Source organism: Micromonospora sp. C97, from assembly GCF_018070385.1.
In the GTDB taxonomy this organism is placed as follows: domain Bacteria; phylum Actinomycetota; class Actinomycetes; order Mycobacteriales; family Micromonosporaceae; genus Micromonospora; species Micromonospora parva.
In genome coordinates this window covers 1-17,126 of the sequence record NZ_JAGPXU010000044.1, presented here as the reverse complement: position 1 = coordinate 17,126, position 17,126 = coordinate 1, and the positions used below count along the sequence as shown (strand labels likewise).

General features: G+C 73.1%; 12 protein-coding genes. 4 read left to right on the top strand and 8 right to left on the bottom strand.

What is annotated here, in order from left to right; all coding sequences use genetic code 11:
- Positions 1 to 19: 19 nt before the first annotated feature.
- Both KBX26_RS31185 and KBX26_RS31180 read right to left on the bottom strand, forming a co-directional pair.
- Positions 20 to 4,912: an SCO7613 C-terminal domain-containing membrane protein gene (locus KBX26_RS31185; RefSeq protein WP_210867051.1), complete on the bottom strand. Its 4,893-nt coding sequence runs from the start codon at positions 4,910 to 4,912 to the stop codon at positions 20 to 22.
- A 150-nt stretch (positions 4,913 to 5,062) separates the two neighbouring features.
- Positions 5,063 to 6,490: a UDP-glucose/GDP-mannose dehydrogenase family protein gene (locus tag KBX26_RS31180; RefSeq protein ID WP_030337957.1), complete on the bottom strand. Its 1,428-nt coding sequence runs from the start codon at positions 6,488 to 6,490 to the stop codon at positions 5,063 to 5,065.
- 197 nt (positions 6,491 to 6,687) lie between these two features.
- Between KBX26_RS31180 and KBX26_RS31175 the strand changes: the two genes are divergently transcribed.
- The gene (locus tag KBX26_RS31175; RefSeq protein WP_210867050.1) at positions 6,688 to 7,857 is read left to right on the top strand and encodes an acyl-CoA dehydrogenase family protein; all 1,170 of its coding nucleotides are present in this window, start codon (positions 6,688 to 6,690) and stop codon (positions 7,855 to 7,857) included.
- Positions 7,858 to 7,902: 45 nt separating this feature from the next.
- Here KBX26_RS31175 and KBX26_RS31170 read toward each other — a convergent pair whose 3' ends face one another.
- Genes KBX26_RS31170 through KBX26_RS31150 form a run of 5 tightly spaced genes read right to left on the bottom strand, consistent with a single transcriptional unit; the run spans position 7,903 to position 12,076 of the window.
- Positions 7,903 to 8,517 carry a hypothetical protein gene (locus KBX26_RS31170; protein ID WP_051708900.1) on the bottom strand — a complete coding sequence of 205 codons (615 nt, stop codon included), beginning with the start codon at positions 8,515 to 8,517 and terminating at the stop codon, positions 7,903 to 7,905.
- The gene (locus KBX26_RS31165) at positions 8,514 to 9,902 is read right to left on the bottom strand and encodes a hypothetical protein (RefSeq protein WP_210867049.1); all 1,389 of its coding nucleotides are present in this window, start codon (positions 9,900 to 9,902) and stop codon (positions 8,514 to 8,516) included. Before KBX26_RS31165 ends, KBX26_RS31170 begins: the two co-directional genes overlap by 4 nt.
- Entirely contained in the window at positions 9,899 to 10,699 is an 801-nt protein-coding gene (locus KBX26_RS31160) for an ABC transporter ATP-binding protein (protein WP_156058026.1), read from the bottom strand. Before KBX26_RS31160 ends, KBX26_RS31165 begins: the two co-directional genes overlap by 4 nt.
- Before the next feature lie 34 nt (positions 10,700 to 10,733).
- Positions 10,734 to 11,531: a zf-HC2 domain-containing protein gene (locus KBX26_RS31155; RefSeq protein WP_210860388.1), complete on the bottom strand. Its 798-nt coding sequence runs from the start codon at positions 11,529 to 11,531 to the stop codon at positions 10,734 to 10,736.
- Positions 11,528 to 12,076 (bottom strand): RNA polymerase sigma factor, encoded by a 549-nt coding sequence (locus tag KBX26_RS31150; RefSeq protein ID WP_051708902.1) that lies wholly within the window; start codon positions 12,074 to 12,076, stop codon positions 11,528 to 11,530. Before KBX26_RS31150 ends, KBX26_RS31155 begins: the two co-directional genes overlap by 4 nt.
- Before the next feature lie 313 nt (positions 12,077 to 12,389).
- Between KBX26_RS31150 and KBX26_RS31145 the strand changes: the two genes are divergently transcribed.
- On the top strand, positions 12,390 to 13,682 hold the full coding sequence (locus KBX26_RS31145; protein WP_245233792.1) for a multidrug effflux MFS transporter: 1,293 nt from the start codon (positions 12,390 to 12,392) through the stop codon (positions 13,680 to 13,682).
- 87 nt (positions 13,683 to 13,769) lie between these two features.
- On the opposite strand, the gene KBX26_RS31140 is transcribed toward KBX26_RS31145, so the two are convergent.
- Positions 13,770 to 14,441: a hypothetical protein gene (locus KBX26_RS31140; protein ID WP_210867048.1), complete on the bottom strand. Its 672-nt coding sequence runs from the start codon at positions 14,439 to 14,441 to the stop codon at positions 13,770 to 13,772.
- A gap of 23 nt (positions 14,442 to 14,464) precedes the next feature.
- Here KBX26_RS31140 and KBX26_RS31135 point away from each other — a divergent pair, with 23 nt between their 5' ends.
- Both KBX26_RS31135 and KBX26_RS31130 read left to right on the top strand, forming a co-directional pair.
- On the top strand, positions 14,465 to 14,983 hold the full coding sequence (locus KBX26_RS31135) for an acyl-CoA thioesterase (protein ID WP_030337966.1): 519 nt from the start codon (positions 14,465 to 14,467) through the stop codon (positions 14,981 to 14,983).
- A 143-nt stretch (positions 14,984 to 15,126) separates the two neighbouring features.
- A complete protein-coding gene (locus tag KBX26_RS31130; protein WP_210867047.1) occupies positions 15,127 to 17,124 on the top strand; it encodes an acetoacetate--CoA ligase in 1,998 nt (665 codons plus the stop codon).
- Positions 17,125 to 17,126 lie beyond the last annotated feature (2 nt).

Genomic DNA, 17,126 nt, shown 5'->3' with positions numbered 1-17,126 from the left:
ACCGCCGTGACCCTCCGATTCATCTCATGCCGCGCAGGGCGGTCTGTAGGCGTTCCTGGGCGCGGCGGCGGCGCTCGTTGCTCGCGCCGAGCACCAGCAGCAGGATGCCCACCGGGATCAGCGCCAGCCACGGGCCCAGGCTGAACAGGGCGTGGATCGCCGCGATCGCGGTGACCGACGCACCGACGATCACCGGGGCCTGCTGCCGACTGGACGAGCCGAAGATCAGCACCGCGACCGCGCCCAGCAACAGCAGCATCTGCCGCATCGTGCTGGACTCGGTGGCCAGCACGATGGCGAGCGTCGGCACGAACGCCGCGACCAGCGCCGGACCGTACGCCACCCAACTGCTCATGTCCGGTCGGTGGCGCAGTTCCAGGACGCCGACAAGGAGGGCAAGCGCGGCGAACGGCAGCGTGTACGCCTCGGGTAGCGCCACGTCGGCGACCCGCATCAGGATCCACCACGCGGTGATCTCGCAGAGCACCACCGCCCAGAACAGGATCCGGCGTTCCACCGGCCGACGGCCGGGTCGGGTGGCCGCCACGCCGAGGACAGCGCCCCAGGCGGCCAGCAGGGCGGCGATGTGTCGGGGCGAGTCGAAGGCGAGCGCCAACGCGATCAGCGCGGCGGCGTAGCCGGACCACTCCACGGTGGAGGCTTCCCGCTGCGACTCGGGGCGGCGCAGCCGGGGCAGGGTGGCGGCGAGCACCTGGAGGACGGCGCCGACGGCCAGCACCCCGAACGCGGACCAGACCGCCGCCAGCCCGGCGACCAGGCCGGCGGTGAGCACGAAGAGCTGCGCCATCAGTGAGGCGAAGAGCCAGCCGAGGATGCGCGCCCGCTGGGTGGTGCCGTACAGCGCCGCCACCGCGCCGACCCCGACCGCGCTGCCGAGGGTGAACAGGGTCATCTGCCGGTCGGCCAGGCTGCCGGCGAGCCCGGCGCTCCCACCGGCCAGACCGATGGCGAACACCAGCACCCGGGCCAGCCGCAGCGAGCGGGCCCGCTCGACCAGCGGCGGTGGTGGGGTCAGCGCGAGACCGAGCATCGCGATGGTGAAGACGGAGAGCGCGGCGATGGTGCTGGCGGGCCAGCCCTGGCCCAGCGCGATGGGTGCGATCAGCAGCGTGACGGCTGCCCCGGGCAACACCACCGGCACGGCCCGGGACCGTCGCCCGCCGCTGAAGCCGGTGGCGGCCAGCGCGGCCGTCGCGGTGAGCAGCAGCGCCGTCAGCACGTGGGTCGGATCGACCACGTCCGGCGGCGGGGTGAGCAGCCCCGGCGGCGGGCCCTGCCAGATCCGGGTCAGCGTGCGGTGCGGCTCGACGAGGGCGGTGATCAGCGCCGGCCCGATCGAGGCGAGCGCCAGGGCGGTCGGTAGCGCTGCGGCGGCCAACGCGCCGGCGGCCGGGTTGACCCGCCACCGTCGTCGCTCCGGGTCGTCCGGCAGCCGCCGTAGGGCGCCGTCGAGTCGTACCGCCCAGCGCCGGACCGGCTGGGCGGCGCCGGTGGGCGGCACGGTGGCCGCGCGGATCAGCTCGGCCAGCACACCGAGCAGGGCGGCAGCGGCCGCGTAGACGCCCGCGGCGAGGCCGGTGGGGATGGCCGCGAGGGCGCTGATGGTGGCCCCGCCGACCACCGCCACGCTGACCCAGGGCAGATATTGCGGCACCTGTCGCCGCACCGCTGCCACGGCGGCCAGGCCGAGGCTGGTGGCCGCCAGCGCGGCGGTCAGCACCACCTCCGCCGAGTGTTCGAACTCGGCGGACAGTGCCGCCACCGCACCGGGCAGGGCCAGCAGGGCGGCACCGATCGCCGCGCCACCGATCTGCGCCAGGTGGGGCGGCATCCCCTCGGTGTCGATGTCGGTGACCTGTGGGTCGGCGAGAACGCGGGCCAGCGTGGCCACCACCACGCCGATCAGAGCGATGCTGCCCAGCGCCAGGGCTGTGGTCCACGGGCGGACCAGCCCGGCTCCGGCGGCGTGCAGCGCGACGACCCCGGCCACCGTGGCCCGGGACAGCCCGGCGCGCGCCTCCTCGGTGGCCACCGCGGCCATGCCGAACACGGTGGCGACCATTCCGCCGACCAGGACCGGCGACCACCAGGCCAGATCGAACGCGGCCGGCGCGCCGATGGTGGCGAGCACCACCGCCACCCCGGACACGTCCCAGCGCCACGGCGGTGGGAGCAGAATGCCCGCGGCGAGGGCCAGCAGCGCCAGCGCGACCGGCGCCTGCCAGGTGGCACCGCCGACGGGGGCGGCCGGCCAGTCGCTCAGGTCGCCCCTCCAGATGGGGCCGGGGGTGGCCAGCACGCCGACCCCACCGCGCACCGCCGACCAGCCGGCGAGCACCCCGATCAGGGCGCCGCCGACGGTGAGGCCGAGGATCGGTCCGCGTCGCCACTCCTCGGGCATGCTGCGGGCGCCCACGGCGACCACCAGGAGCAGGGCGGCGGCCACCGCCAGCTGCGCGCCCGGGGCGAGGACCGCCCCGATCCGTACCAGGGTGGCGATCAGGGCGGTGGTGACCGCCGCGGCGGCCAGGTCCGAGCCGTCGAGGGTGAGGTCGGCGCGACGGCCGGCGTCGATGGAGGGGGCCAGGAAGAGCAGGACCGCGGCGACCAGCAGGAGCGCGCCGACCCAGGCGTCGGCGACGGTCGCGCCGGGCGCCCCGAACGCGGCGGCGGTGACCACCAGCGCGCCCAGCCCGGTGCCGACCGACAGCGGCGCGGGGATGTGGCGCTGGGAGACCTGCACGACGGCGGCGTAGCCGAGGGTCACACAGACCGCCAGGAAACTGGCCGCCAGGATCGGGACTGTCACCTCTCGCAGGCTCGCCGGAGTGGGGGTCGGATCCCTCGGCATGGTCGCGGCCACGAACGCGGCCACCGCACCGGGCAGCGCGAACGCGGCGCCACCGGCGGCCCAGGCGGTTACCGTGTCGGCGGCGGCCGAGGCGATCCGGATCCGGGGCGCCAGCGCGACCAGCGTGCCGGCCGCGAACAGGGTGATCAGGACCGCGGCCGTGAGGGTGGGGCTGGTCAGGCTGGCGCCCGCACCGAACAGGCCGACCACTGCCGCCCCGACGGCGTGCGCCAGAGCGGCCCGGTCGGTGCGGGCGGAGAGCCCGATCACCCCGATGCCGATCGCGGTGATCACCATCGGCCACGGTGCCGTCGCCCAGCCGAGACCGAACGAGGCCGGTACGGCGAGCGCGGTCAGCGCCGCTCCGGCCACCGCGAACTCCCGGCGGATCTCGGTGGGCAGGGCCAGCACCGCCGCGATGGTGAGCAGGAACGCGGCCCCCGCGAGCTGCCAGCCGGTCGGCCCGACGGCGGCGGCCAACTCGCCCGGGTACCGGCTGAGGTCCGGGTCCCAGGCGGGCAGCGCCGCCCGTACCGGTGCCACCCCGGCGCGCAGCGCGCCACCGGCGACCACCAGACCGCTGACTGTCAGGGCCACCGCGGACGCGATCTGCGGGCCACGTCGGGCCGCCTCCGGGACGGCGCGTACCGCCAGCCCGGTCACCGTGATGACCGCCGCGATCAGCAGCAGCGCCCGACCGGGGAGGGCCACCGAGGCGATGCGGCTGAGCGCGCCGATCACGGCCAGGGTGACGACGCCGGCCGCCACGTCGGGCAGCGGCGGGCGGCGCAGCACCAGCGCGCCGGCCAGCCCGATCAGGGCGGCCAGCAGCAGCACCACCCCGGCGCCGGTCGCGGTCGGCACGGCCTGTGCCCGCAGCAGGGCGGTGACCGCGTACGCCAGCGCGACGGCGACCGCCAGAGCGTGCAGCAACCAGGTCAGCTCCGGCAGGCCGGGCACCGGGCGGGCCGGCTCCGGGTCGGCGGAGCCCGCGCCGGCGTCGATCAGCTCGGCGGCCTCCTCCGGGTCGCCCTCCGGCCGGCTCTCGGCATCGCGTCGGCGGGGCGCCGACGGCGTTCCCGGCGATGGCAGGTCCTGCCGGACGGGGCGTTCGACTGTCACGCTGGAGCGGGTCAGGCCGAGGTTGACGAGAGCGACCACGGCCAGCACCAGTGCCCAGCCGCCCGGGCCGGTGATCTGGTCGTACGCGAGCAGAGGCAGCACCGGCTGCGCGGCGAGCACCGTCGCGAAGCGGGGCGCGCGCAGACCGGTCCAACGGGCGTACCCGAACGCGACGACGGCGGTGACCGCGAAGATCACCCCGGCGAAGACGGTGCCGGAGCCGCTGTCGGCGCCGATCCGGTCCACCGCCCAGAGGGCGTTGCCGGCGAGCGGCACCAGCAGCAGGCCGACCGCGGCGATGGTCTCGGCGGTCGAGGTGAGCCCACGCCGGGCCAGCGCCGGTGGGGTCAGCAGCATCAGCACTGTGGCCAGCAGCAGGATGCCCAGCCGGGCCAGCGCGTCCATCGAACTGGTGGCCACCGCGGCGAAGACCACCGCGGCCACGCCGAGCAGCAGCGCACCCAACCCGAGAGGGATGTTCTGCACCTCGCGGGAGGAGGCCTCCGGCGGGTTTTCCGGGTCGTCCACGTCCAGCCAGGTGGCCCGGGGCGGGGGCGGCGGATCCTCCGGGGCGGTCGGAGCGCCCTGGCGCGGCACCCGGGGCGGCGCGCCCATGGTGGCGGTCGGTGGCCGCCGGCCGGGACGGCGGCGCAGCACCCGGCGCGGCCGGGTGGCCTGCTTGATGCGCTCCTCGCCGGCGTGGGCGAGGATGTCCCGCTGGAAGAGCGCGGCCTGCATCTTGGCGGCGATCTGGCGCTGCTCGCGCGCGATGGCGGCGTCGCGCGCCTTCATCTCCGCTATCGAACGCTCAATGTCGGCCAGGTGCTCGACCCACTGTGGTTGATCTGCCCCACAGTGCGGGCATCGAACGGCCGGCTTGATCTCCCGGCCGCACGAGGAGCATTGAAAGGTCGCCACGACACCCCTCCACCCGCACTGTGGACTCCCACTGTCGCAGCATGCCCAAAGCTGGCGCGGATTTCGACTCTTGTCGGCGGGTCCCGGGCAAACAACGACACCGGCCGGCCATCGAGATGCTCGATGACCGGCCGGTGGGCGTCTGTTCCGTCAGGGGCGGCCCATGCCCCGGTACTCCCAGCCGGCCTGGGTCCACAGTGCCGGGTCGAGGCAGTTGCGGCCGTCGACGACCTTGCGGCCCTTGACGAACTCGCCCAGGGCGACCGGGTCGGCGTTGCGGAAGTCGGCCCACTCGGTGAGCACGCAGACCAGGTCGGCGTCGGTGACGGCCTCGTTCATGCTGGCCTCGTAGGTCAGCTCGGGAACGGCGCGGCGGGCGTTCTCGGTGCCCTGCGGGTCGTACACGTGCACGTCGGCGCCGGCCTTCTGCAGCAGCGCGGCGACGGCGAGCGCCGGGGCGTCGCGGACGTCGTCGGTGTTGGGCTTGAAGGTGGCGCCGAGCACGGCGATCCGGGTGCCGGCGAAGTCCGGGCCGGCCGGGCCCGAGCGGCGGCCGAGCAGGTCCGCGGCGAGCTGAAGCACCCGGGTACGTCGGCGCAGGTTGATCAGGTCGACCTCGTGCAGGAAGCGCAGCGCCTCACCGGCGCCCAGCTCCTGGGCGCGGGCCTGGAAGGCCCGGATGTCCTTGGGCAGGCAGGCGCCGCCGAAGCCGAGACCGGCCTGGAGGAACCGGTTGCCGATCCGCGGGTCGTAGCCGATCGCGCGGGCCAGTTGGGTGACGTCGCCGCCGGAGGCCTCGCAGACCTCGGCCATCGCGTTGATGAAGGAGATCTTGGTGGCCAGGAAGGCGTTCGCGGCGACCTTGACCAGCTCGGCGGTGGAGAAGTCGGTGACCACCAGGGGTACCTCGCGGTCCTCCGTGGCGGCCAGGTCGAACACGCCCTTGTGGGCGGCGTAGAGCATGCCGTTGGCCCACTCGCTCTTGACGCCGACCACGATCCGGTTGGGCCGCAGGACGTCGTCGACGGCGAAGCCCTCCTGGAGGAACTCGGGGCTCCACGCCACCTCGACGTTCAGGCCGTCGGGGGTGTGCTTGTCGACGAGCTGTTCGACCCACTCGGCGGTGCCGACCGGCACGGTGGACTTGCCGACGATCAGGGCCTTGCGGGTCAGGTGCTGCGCGAGGCTGGTGACCGACGCCTCGACGTACGACAGGTCGGCGCCCATGCCGTCGGCCCGCTGCGGGGTGCCGACGCAGATGAAGTGCACGTCACCGAAGTCGGCGGTCTCGGCGATGTCGGTGCTGAACCGGAGCCGGCCGGCGGCGAGGTTGCGCCGCAGCAGCTCGTCCAGGCCAGGCTCGTGGATCGGCACCTGGCCGGCGTTCAGCTTTGCGATCTTGTCGGCGTCGACGTCGAAGCCGAGGACCTCGTACCCCAGTTCCGCGTAGCAGATGGCGTACGTCGCGCCGAGGTAACCAGTTCCCAGGAAGGTCACCCGCGGCCGGGGAGCGCCCGAGGGCGGAGTCACCGCGGCGATGGCGGGGGTCGGCTGGATGGTGGGGTAGGGGATCGTCACGCCTGTCTTCTCCGCTCGCGCTGGCTAGCTCACTGTCTCGGTCTTCATCATGGCTGAGCGCGTCGGGTGCACCATCTTGCCCATGCCTACGCGCCGGTAACATCACCTGAACTGCAGTCGCTAGTCTTCAGTCTGCGCGGTCGGCGGTCAGGAGTCGTCACAGACTGCGCATGATAGCGGTGAAGGGGAGGGCCGAGATGGCCGCAGGGGAGTCGTTCGACGTCTACCGGTTGCCCGATGAGCACCAGGCGATCCGGGAAGCGGTGCGTGAGGTCTGCGCCGCGAAGGTGGCTCCGCACGCCGCCGAGGCCGACGAGACCGGGGAGTTTCCCAAGGCGTCCTACGACGCGTTGCGGGCGGCTGACTTCCACGCACCGCACATCCCGGAGGAATTCGGCGGCGCGGGGGCGGACGCGCTGGCCACCGCCATTGTGATCGAGGAGGTGGCCCGTGCCTGCGCGTCCTCCTCGCTGATTCCGGCGGTGAACAAACTCGGCACGATGCCACTGCTGGTGGCCGGTTCCGCCGAGATCAAGAGTCGCTACCTGACGCCGGTCGCGGCCGGTGACGCCATGTTCTCGTACTGCCTCTCCGAGCCGGAGGCGGGCAGCGACGCGGCGTCCATGACCACCCGGGCGGTACGTGACGGGGATCACTGGGTGCTCAACGGCGTGAAGCGCTGGATCACCAACGCCGGCGTGTCCGAGTTCTACACGGTTTTCGCCGTCACCGACCCGTCCGCCCGTTCCCGTGGCATCTCCGCCTTCGTGGTGGAGAAGTCCGATTCCGGGGTGAGCTTCGGCGCGCCGGAGAAGAAGCTCGGCATCAAGGGCTCGCCCACCCGCGAGGTCTACCTCGACAACGTGCGGATCCCGGCCGACCGGATGATCGGCGCGGAGGGCACCGGCTTCGCGACCGCGATGAAGACCCTGGACCACACCCGGGTCACCATCGCCGCGCAGGCCGTCGGCATCGCGCAGGGCGCGCTCGACTACGCCAAGGGGTACGTGGCCGAGCGTCGACAGTTCGGCAAGGCGGTCGCCGAGTTCCAGGGCATCCAGTTCATGCTCGCCGACATGGGCATGAAGCTCGAGGCGGCCCGCCAGCTCACGTACGCGGCGGCCGGCAAGTCGGAGCGCGGCGACGCGGATCTCACCTACTTCGGCGCGGCGGCGAAGTGCTTCGCCTCCGACGCCGCCATGGAGATCACCACCGACGCGGTGCAGCTGCTCGGTGGCTACGGCTACACCCGGGACTACCCGGTCGAGCGGATGATGCGCGACGCCAAGATCACTCAGATCTACGAGGGCACCAACCAGGTGCAGCGGATCGTCATGGCCCGGCAGCTGCTGGCCGACGTCGTCTAGGGCTCGCTCCGATGCTCCGGGGTCTCCGGAGCATCGGAACGTCCGTCACTGGTCGGGGGACGTCTCACTCACCGGCCGCACGGGGCAACCCCGCACCGCGTACGCGAGCAGTCCGGTCACCGCCAGCACGACGGCGCAGGCGGTGGCGGCGGTGGTCCCGGCAGGTTGGATCAGCCAGCCGGCGACCTGCATCTTCAGGTCCCGGCTGGGCACCATGATCGGCAGTACCGCGATCAGGGTCCAGGTCAGCGGGGCGATCCAGGACAGGGCGGCACCCAGCACCGTGGCGCCGAGCGCGGTGAGCCCGAGCAGCCCCGCGGTGTTGCGCACCGTCACCGCGAACGGCTCGTAACGCGCGTCGGTGACCATGCTGAGGGCCAGCAGCGCGGTGATCGCGGCGGCGGCGAGCAGCAGATGACCGGCGCGCCGTACCGGCCAGTTGACCGCCATGGTGTGGTCGAGGGCTCCGTCGGCGCCGTCGAGCGTGCTGCCGACCGCGACCACCGCCAGCATGATGGCGAGGCTGGCCGTCCGGGCGCTGATGGTCGCCGAGTCGGTGTAGGCCAGCGACAGCGCCCAGGCCAGTGCGATCAACGCGGTCACGGTGGCCAGGGCGAGGGGTACCCGGCGGGCGCGCAGGTGCAGCTGGAGGAACCTCACGGCCGGCCCGTCGGCACGTTCGCCACCAGCTCGTCGTCCCGGCAGGCCAGGGCACCCTCGCGGGCCGCCGCCATCCGACGTCGTTGTTCGACCTCCGGGAGGTTGACCAGCGCCTGGTACGCGCTCACCAGCTGGGCCATCTCCGACGGGGGCCACCCGGGCTGCGGGGCCGGTGGCCGACCGGTCAGCCAGGCGGCGGCGACCATCCGGGCCTCGTACACGTCGCCCCGCACCGACTGGTCGCCGCACTCCTGCCGCCAGGCGGCCTCCAGCAGGGCCGGCAGGAAGTAGTCACCGGACAGGTCGGCGCGTCCCACCCGGTTGATGGTGGGGGTGTCGAAGACGATCGTGTCGGCGGAGTGCCGGGCCGGGGCAGTGTCCGGGTCCGGCCGCGCCCAGTAGGTGACCTGTTGCGTCTGGACCGCCCGGACCGGTGCGTTGGGCAGCTTCGCCGCCATCATGGCGAGCGCCTGCCGGGCCGGGCCCACCACGTCCGGCAGCAGCGCGGCGTGCGTCCGTGTCACGCAGACCTGCGGGCCGTCGTTGTCGCACACCAGCTCGACGGCGACCGGGTCGACGACCGCCGCCCCGCGGGCTCCGCCGACGGGCAGGAGCGGTAGGGCGACCGCGACGCCGAGCAGCGCCGGGAGCACGGCGAACGCGACGGCGCGGCGGCGGACGGCGCCGAGCAGCAGCAGGCCGGTCACGGCGAGAGACACCAGCCACAGCGCCTGCAGCAGGCTGACCCGGGTCGCGATCGTCTGGAAGTCGTCCAGGCCGGTGAACGTCGGTAGGAGCAGCACCCCCGCCGGTTCCTGCCGGAACTGCCCGATCTCCGCGCCCGTCGCGGGTGCCGTGATCCACTCCGGCACCAACGCCACCAGGACGAACCCGAGCACCGCGAGGACCGGCGCGGTGATCACCCGGGGCACGGCCCGGCCGGCGGCCATGCCCAGCCAACCGGCGGCGATCAGCGCCGGAACGCCGACCGCGGCGACGACGATCGTCGCGCTCGGGAAATATCCCGCCGTCGGCACCACCCACCCGGCGGCCACCAGGAAGACCACGACGTACGCGGCGACCACAGTGACCGCGAGAGCGCTGGCGGTCGGCACGACCCGCTGCCACCGTGGCCGGACGGTGCTGGCGAACAACTCGTTGACGCGGCAGCGCGCGTCGCGCCGCCCCAGCCACGCCCCACCGGCCAGCGCGAGTGGCAGCAGCATGATCAGCGTCGACCGGGCGAGCACCGCCAGTTGCATCCACCGCCCCGCGAAGAACTGGGTGGACGACAGCAGCAACGCCGCGCCGGTCACCAGCAACAACAGGCCGACGCCCAGAGCCGCCGACCGGCGTAGCTCGATGCGGAGGATTCGTCCGGTCACGCCGACACCCGCTCCCGGTGGGCGCGCAGCAACGACGAGTAGCCGCGTTCGGTGGCGCTGTCGCCGGCGTCGGCGTCGCCGCCCTGCGCGGCCAGCTCTCCCGTGCTGCCCTGCCACACCAACCGACCCTCGCTGACCAGCACCACATCGGTGCAGGCCACCGCGACGTCCTCCACCAGGTGGGTGGAGACGAGTACGCAACTGTCCAGGCCGATCTCCCGCAGCAGCTCACGGAAGTCGAGGCGTTGCTCCGGGTCCAGGCCGACCGTCGGCTCGTCGAGCAGCAGCACCGTCGGATCGTTGACGATCGCCTGGGCGATGCCGGCGCGGCGCAGCATCCCGCCGGACAGCGTCTTCATCCGGGAGTCGGCGCGGTCCGCCAGGCCGACCCGTTCGACGGCCCGTTGCACAGCGCCAGGGATGACCGCCTTCGGCATCTCCTTGAGCCAGGCGATGTACTCGACGAACTCGCGGACCGTGAAGCGCGGGTAGAAGCCGAAGTGCTGCGGCAGGTACCCCAGGCCGCGGCGGACCTGGCGCAGGTCGGCACCGGCGGTGACCTCCTCACCGAGCAGTGTCAGCCGCCCACCGGCCGGCTTCACCACGGTGGCCAGGGCTCGCATCAACGTGGTCTTCCCGGCGCCGTTGGGGCCGAGCAGCCCGTGCACACCGGTGCCCAACCTCAGGTCCAGACCGTTGACCGCCAGGTGTCGGCCGGCCCGGACCCGCAACGTCTCGGCGTGCACCGCCCACGCGTAGGTGGACGGCGCGGTCTCCGCCACGCTGACCGTACGCATCATCGTGTCTCCATTCGGTGCTGGCTGGATCTCGTCATCGGAACGTGCTGGTGGGCAGCTGCGACCGCCATCGGGCCTGGACGAAGACCACGGCCAGCAGCAGCGTTGTGGCGAGCGCCCAACCGGTCAGGCTGCTGCCGGCGAGGACGGCCGGGAGTCGCCCGCCGACCAGGCTCGGCGCCACGACACCCAGGGACCAGGCGAGCGCCAACCCCAGTGCGGCCCGGTCGATCCCCACCACGGTGCCGAGCGCCAACGCCCCGGCGGTGAAGCCCAGCGCCGGCAGCAACCAGAGGCCGGGGGAGTGCCCGGTGCCCCAGCCGGCCACCGCGAGCACCGGCAGGACCGCTACCAGCGCCCCCAACGAACGGCGCATCAACAGCGGCAGGCCGGTACGGGGTGTGGTGGCCGCCAACTCCCACACCGGGTCGCCCCGCCGACTCCAGACGGCGGCCACCGGCAGCAGCGGCGCGACCGGAGCGACCAGCAGCACCAGCGACGGCAGGCTGGCGAAGGTCTTCTCGAACAGGACCGCGGCCAGCATCAGCCCGGCGGCGGTGGCGAGCCAGGGCAGGATCCGGGCGGCGACCCCGGTACGCGGTAGCCGCCGACGACGCACCGGTGCGGGGCCGGTGGCGATCCCGGCGGCCACGGCGCCGGCCACCCGGTCCAGCAGGTCACGCGTGCCCGGGTCGACGGTATGGGTCAGCAGTGCCCGGCAGTCGGCGCAGGTCTCCAGGTGCGCCTCCACCGCCCAGATGGTCGCGTCGTCGACGCCCACCCCGCCCGAGGCGTAGCGGGAGAGGAGAGCGGGCGTGGGGTGAGCGGTCATGACAGCGCCTCCCGCAGTGCGATTCGGGCGCGTCTCGCGCGGGTCTTCACGGTCCCCTCCGGCATACCGAGCAGCAGCGACGTCTCCCGGGCGGTCAGCCCGTCGAGGACCATCGAGCGCAGCACCTGCCGCAGTTCCGGGGGGAGCGCGTGCAGGGCGTTCTCCAGGTTGGCGTCCATCCCGCCGGCCAACGCCTCGTCCTCGGCCGCCGGGGCGACGGGTTCGAAGGTGCGTACCGTCGGGATCCGCTCGCGTCGGGCCCGGTGGCGGAACGCGTCGATCAGCCGGTGCGCGGCGATCGTCCACAACCAGCCCACCGCGCTGCCGGAGGTGGACTGCGCCTGGCTGCCGGCCGACCGCCAGACCGCCAGGTACGTCTCCTGGAGCACCTCGGCCACGATGTCCTCGTCGGCGCAGCGTCGACGCAGCCGCACGGTCAACCACGGGGCGGTACGCCGGTACAGCGCGTCGAACGCGCGCCGGTCGCCCCGGGCGACGCGGCGGAGGAGTTCACCCTCGTCGAGACCGTCCAGACTTCGCTTCACACCAGGCAAGACGACGCGTACCCCATCCCCGGTTCTGATCGTGCTGTGACAGTGGTCACAGCTCGCTCGACCGAACGGGGTGGGGTGACTCCCCACACACCGGGAACGTCACACACCGCCGAGGTGTTGCCGACCGACAGAATCACCCTCGGATGATCGCCCCACCCGGCCACCCCCGCCACGACCCCTGCCTCGTCACGTCCACGCAGCCCACCGTCGAGCGCCCCACACCGTGCCGCCGCGTCCACGCGGCCCGGTCGACGCCCCGCGCCGCCGCTCGTGACGACGCACCAGCTTCCGCAGAGAGATCGAGATGATGAAGCAGTTGGTGGAGAAGACCGGACGCGATGCCGCCGTCGCGCCCGAGGTACTGCCCGGCGACCTGATGACCAATCGTCAGCGGGCACAACTCGTCCTCGTGCTGGGCGCGTTGATCGCGATCGGGCCCCTGACCATCGACATGTACCTGCCGGCCCTGCCCGCCATCACGGCGGGCCTGCAGACCACCGAGACCGCCGTGCAGTTGACGCTGACCGGCACGCTCGTCGGCCTCGCGCTGGGCCAGTTGCTGATCGGGCCGCTCTCCGACGTGGTCGGGCGGCGGGTGCCGCTGCTGGTCGGTCTGGCCGCGCACATCGTGGCATCCGTGCTGTGCGTCTTCGCACCCAACATCACGGTGCTCGGCGGGCTGCGCGTACTCCAGGGGCTCGGTGTCGCGGCCGCCACGGTGGTCGCGACGGCAGTGGTCCGCGACCTGTTCAGCGGGGCCTCGTTCGCCCGGATCTTCTCCCGGCTGATGCTCGTCATGGGCCTGGCACCCATCCTCGCTCCGACGCTGGGCAGTGGCCTGCTGAGCTGGACCGACTGGCGGGGTGTCTTCGCGGCGTTGGCGGTGCTGGGCGCGCTGCTGATCGTCGTGGCCGCGTTCCGGCTCCCGGAGACCCTTCCGGTGGCGCGTCGGCGCCACGGCGGGGTGAGCGCCACCCTGCGCGACTACCGGGGGTTGCTCAACGACCGGGCGTTCGTCGGCCTGGTGCTGGTCGCCGGGCTGGCGATGGCGGCCCTGTTCGCGTACGTCTCGGGTTCGTCGTTCGTGCTGCAGCAGGAGTACGGCCTCGACGAGCAGCAGTTCGGCATCGCCTTCGGGGCCGGCGCGGTGGGGCTGATCGGAGCCACCCAGTTCAACGTGCGGCTGCTGCGCCGCTACACCCCGCAGCAGATCCTGGTCAGCGCCCTGATCGCCGGAACGGCTGCCGGCCTGCTGCTGGTCATGTTCGCGGCGACCGGATTCGGTGGCCTGGGTACCCTGCTCGCGTCGTTGTGGCTGGTCCTGGCCGCCGCCGGGCTGGCCCTGCCGAACGCGCCGGCGCTGGCCATGAGCCGGCACAGCGAGGCCGCTGGCACCGCCGCGGCGCTGCTCGGCGCGGTGCAGTTCGGCATCGGGGCGGTGACGGCGCCACTGGCCGGTCTGTTCGGCACGGGGAGCGTACCGATGGCGATCGTCATCGCGGGCGGCATGGCCGCCGCGCTGATCGTCATGCTCGTTGTCGTTCCGCGCGCCAGCCTCGGCACTGTCGACCCGGACCTGGCTGTCGCGCTGCACTGACAACGCCCAGCGGTCGCGCCGCAGCGGGCCCCGTCGTCGCGCGGGAGAGACGGAGGGCGGGCCGGTGAAACCGGCCCGCCCCGACGATCAGCGGATCTCGGTGGTGTCCTCGGGGCGCGGCTGACCGCGCGGTGGGGCGGACCAGGGTGATTCGCCACCCACCCGGCGGGGCAGCGGTTCGGTCGGTGTCGAGTCGGCCGGGTAACCCAGAGTGACCGGCGCGGTGTCCCGCTCCGCCGCCGCGGGGGGCGGCCAGTCGGTCAACGTGAAGTCGTCGTTGCGGGGGCCTCCGTCCGACGCGGGGGCGGGTGCCGTGGCCGGAACGGCCGCCGGGGTCGGCCACTGCCGCCACCGCTGTTGGCTGAAGGTCGCCATCAGCAGCAGCATGCCGATCAGGAAGAGCGTGCCGTTCTCCACGGGCAGGCGCAGCGGCAGCGGGTCGCCGAACACCTTCCACTCGTGCGGGACCGCGTCCCGCACCGAGAAGGGCGCCACGAACATCCCGATGTACGGGGTGACCAGCAGCGCCCCAGCCACCAACGGGCCCAGCGGTGAGAAGCGCAGCGTGCCGAGCAGGCCCAGCAGGACACCGCCGACACCGAGGTACACGGCCGGCTCGATCAGGTTGGCGGTGTTGAACGTGCCGATCTCCACCCAGCGGTCGACCGTCCGGCTCGACCCGTCCTGCCCGAGTGTGACCAGCACCCAGGTGATGGGTGCCACCACCAGCCCGGCGAGGAAGCTCCAGAGATGTCGCATCCGCGCACCGTACCGTTTTCGACATGACTGAGCACCTCTCCGCCGCTCCGAACGGCAAGCCGACGTCGTACTCGCGCGTCACTCTCAGCAAGATCATGACGGCGGTGGACGTCAACCTCTACGGCACCGTGCACGGTGGGGTTCTGATGAAGTTCGTCGACGACGTGGCCGGGGCCGCTGCCGCCCGGCACAGCGGCGGAACGGCGGTGACCGCGGCGATCGACGAGATCGTCTTCTCGGAGGCGGTCCGGGTCGGCGACCTCGTGCACGCCCACGCCCAGGTGAACTGGACCGGCCAGACCTCGATGGAGGTGGGCGTACGGGTGGTCGCCGAGCGGTGGGACTCGGCCGAGGACGCGCCGGTCCGGGTGGCCACCGCGTACCTGGTGTTCGTCGGCGTGGACGTCGGTGGGGCGCCGCGCGCGGTCCGCCCGGTGCTGCCGGAGACCGCGGAGGACGAGCGGCGGTACAAGGAGGCGGAGATCCGCCGGGCGCACCGCCTCGCCCGCCGTCGAGCCATCCAGGCCCACCGCGCGGGCTGACCCACATGAGGTGGCGGGTTGGAGTGTGGGACGGGCACGCGTCGGTCGGCCTACCCGGTGCGCAGAATGGCGCTTCGAGGTAGGGCAAGATGGCGCCACGGCCCAGTCACAGTGTCGTGTCGGGCCAGGGGGAGGGTGGACCAGTGGGTGACATGCTGTGGGCGCCGCCGGCGGACGTACGCGAGCGGTCCCGGATCGGCGCCTACCTGCGCTGGCTGCGGGAGCACCGCGGGTTGGACTTCGCCGACTACGACGCGTTGTGGCGCTGGTCCACCACCGATCTGGACGGGTTCTGGCGCTCGATCTGGGACCACTTCGAAGTGATCGCACACACCCCGCCGACCGCGACCCTGGCGCAGCGGGTGATGCCGGGCGCCCGTTGGTTCCCCGGCGCCACGCTCAACTACGCCGAGAACGTGCTGCGGATGCCGGGTCGGGGCGACGACGACCCGATGGTGATCTCCCACGGGCAGACGCGCCCGCCGGTCACGCTGACCGCCGGGGAGCTGCGCGAGCAGGTCCGCCGGGTGTCGGCCGGGCTGCGCCGGCTCGGCGTCACCGCCGGTGACCGGGTGGCGGCGTACGCCCCGAACATCGGCGAGACGTACGTCCTGCTGCTGGCCACCGCCAGCCTGGGCGCCATCTTCTCGTCCTGCGCCCCCGAGTTCGGCACCCGCAGCGTCACCGACCGCTGGCAGCAGATCGAACCGACGGTGCTGGTCGCCGTGGACGGGTACCGGTACGGCGACAAGCCGGTGGACCGCCGCGCCGAGGTGGCCGCGATCCGGGCCGCCCTGCCGTCACTGCGGCACACCGTCAGCATCGGCTACCTCGACCCGGCGGGCCCCGCGCCCGACGGTGCGCTGAGCTGGGCCGAGCTGGCCGCGCCCGTGGACGAGCCGTTGACGTTCACGCCGGTGCCGTTCGACCACCCGCTCTACGTGCTCTACTCCTCGGGCACCACCGGGTTGCCGAAGCCGATCGTGCACGGCCACGGCGGCATCCTGCTGGAGCACCTGAAGATGCTGGCCCTGCACCACGACCTGGGCCCGGCCGACCGGTTCTTCTGGTTCACCACCACCGGGTGGATGATGTGGAACTTCCTGGTCTCCGGGCCGGCGGTGGGCGCGAGCATCGTGCTCTTCGACGGCAACCCGGCGGTCCGCGCGGAGCCCGGCCGGCCGGCTGAGCCCGACCTCGGCGGGTTGTGGCGGATGGCGGCGGAGACCGGCACCACGTACTTCGGCACGTCCGCGCCGTACCTGCTGGCCTGCCGCAAGGCCGGGTTGGTCCCCCGGGACGTCGCCGACCTGTCGGCGGTACGCGGCGTGGGTTCCACTGGTGCGCCGCTGCCCGCCGAGGGCTTCCGCTGGGTGTACGAGACCGTCGGCGACCACCTCCAGCTCCAGTCGCTCTCCGGCGGCACCGACGTGTGCACGGGTTTCGTCGGCGGGGTGCCGCTGCTGCCGGTGTACGCCGGTGAGATCGCCTGCCGGGCGTTGGGCGCCAAGGTGGAGGCCCGTTCCGCCGACGGCACGCCGGTGATCGGCGAACTCGGCGAGCTGGTGATCACCGAACCGATGCCGAGCATGCCGGTGGGCTTCTGGAACGACACTGACGGCACCCGCTACGCGGAGGCGTACTTCGACGTCTACCCGGGCGTCTGGCGACACGGCGACTGGATCACCATCAACGAGCGGGGTGGGTGTGTGATCACCGGGCGTTCCGACGCCACCCTCAACCGCGGTGGGGTCCGGCTCGGCACCGCCGAGTTCTACTCCGTGGTCGAGGGGCTCGACGAGGTGCTCGACTCGGTCGTCGTGCACCTGGAGGACGATGAGGGCGGCGCCGGTGAGCTGCTGCTCTTCGTGGTGCTGGCCGACGGTCTGGAGTTGGACGACCCGATGCGCACGAAGATCTGCCGTGAACTGCGGACGGCGCTCTCACCCCGACACGTGCCCGACGAGATCCACCAGGTGCGGTCGGTGCCCCGGACGCTCTCGGCGAAGAAGCTGGAGGTGCCGGTCAAGAAGATCCTCACCGGCACCCCGGTCGACCAGGCGGCGGCCAAGGGCGCCCTGGTCAACCCCGAGTCGCTGACCGCCTTCGCCGCCCTGGCCCAACGCCGCCCCAAAGCCTGACC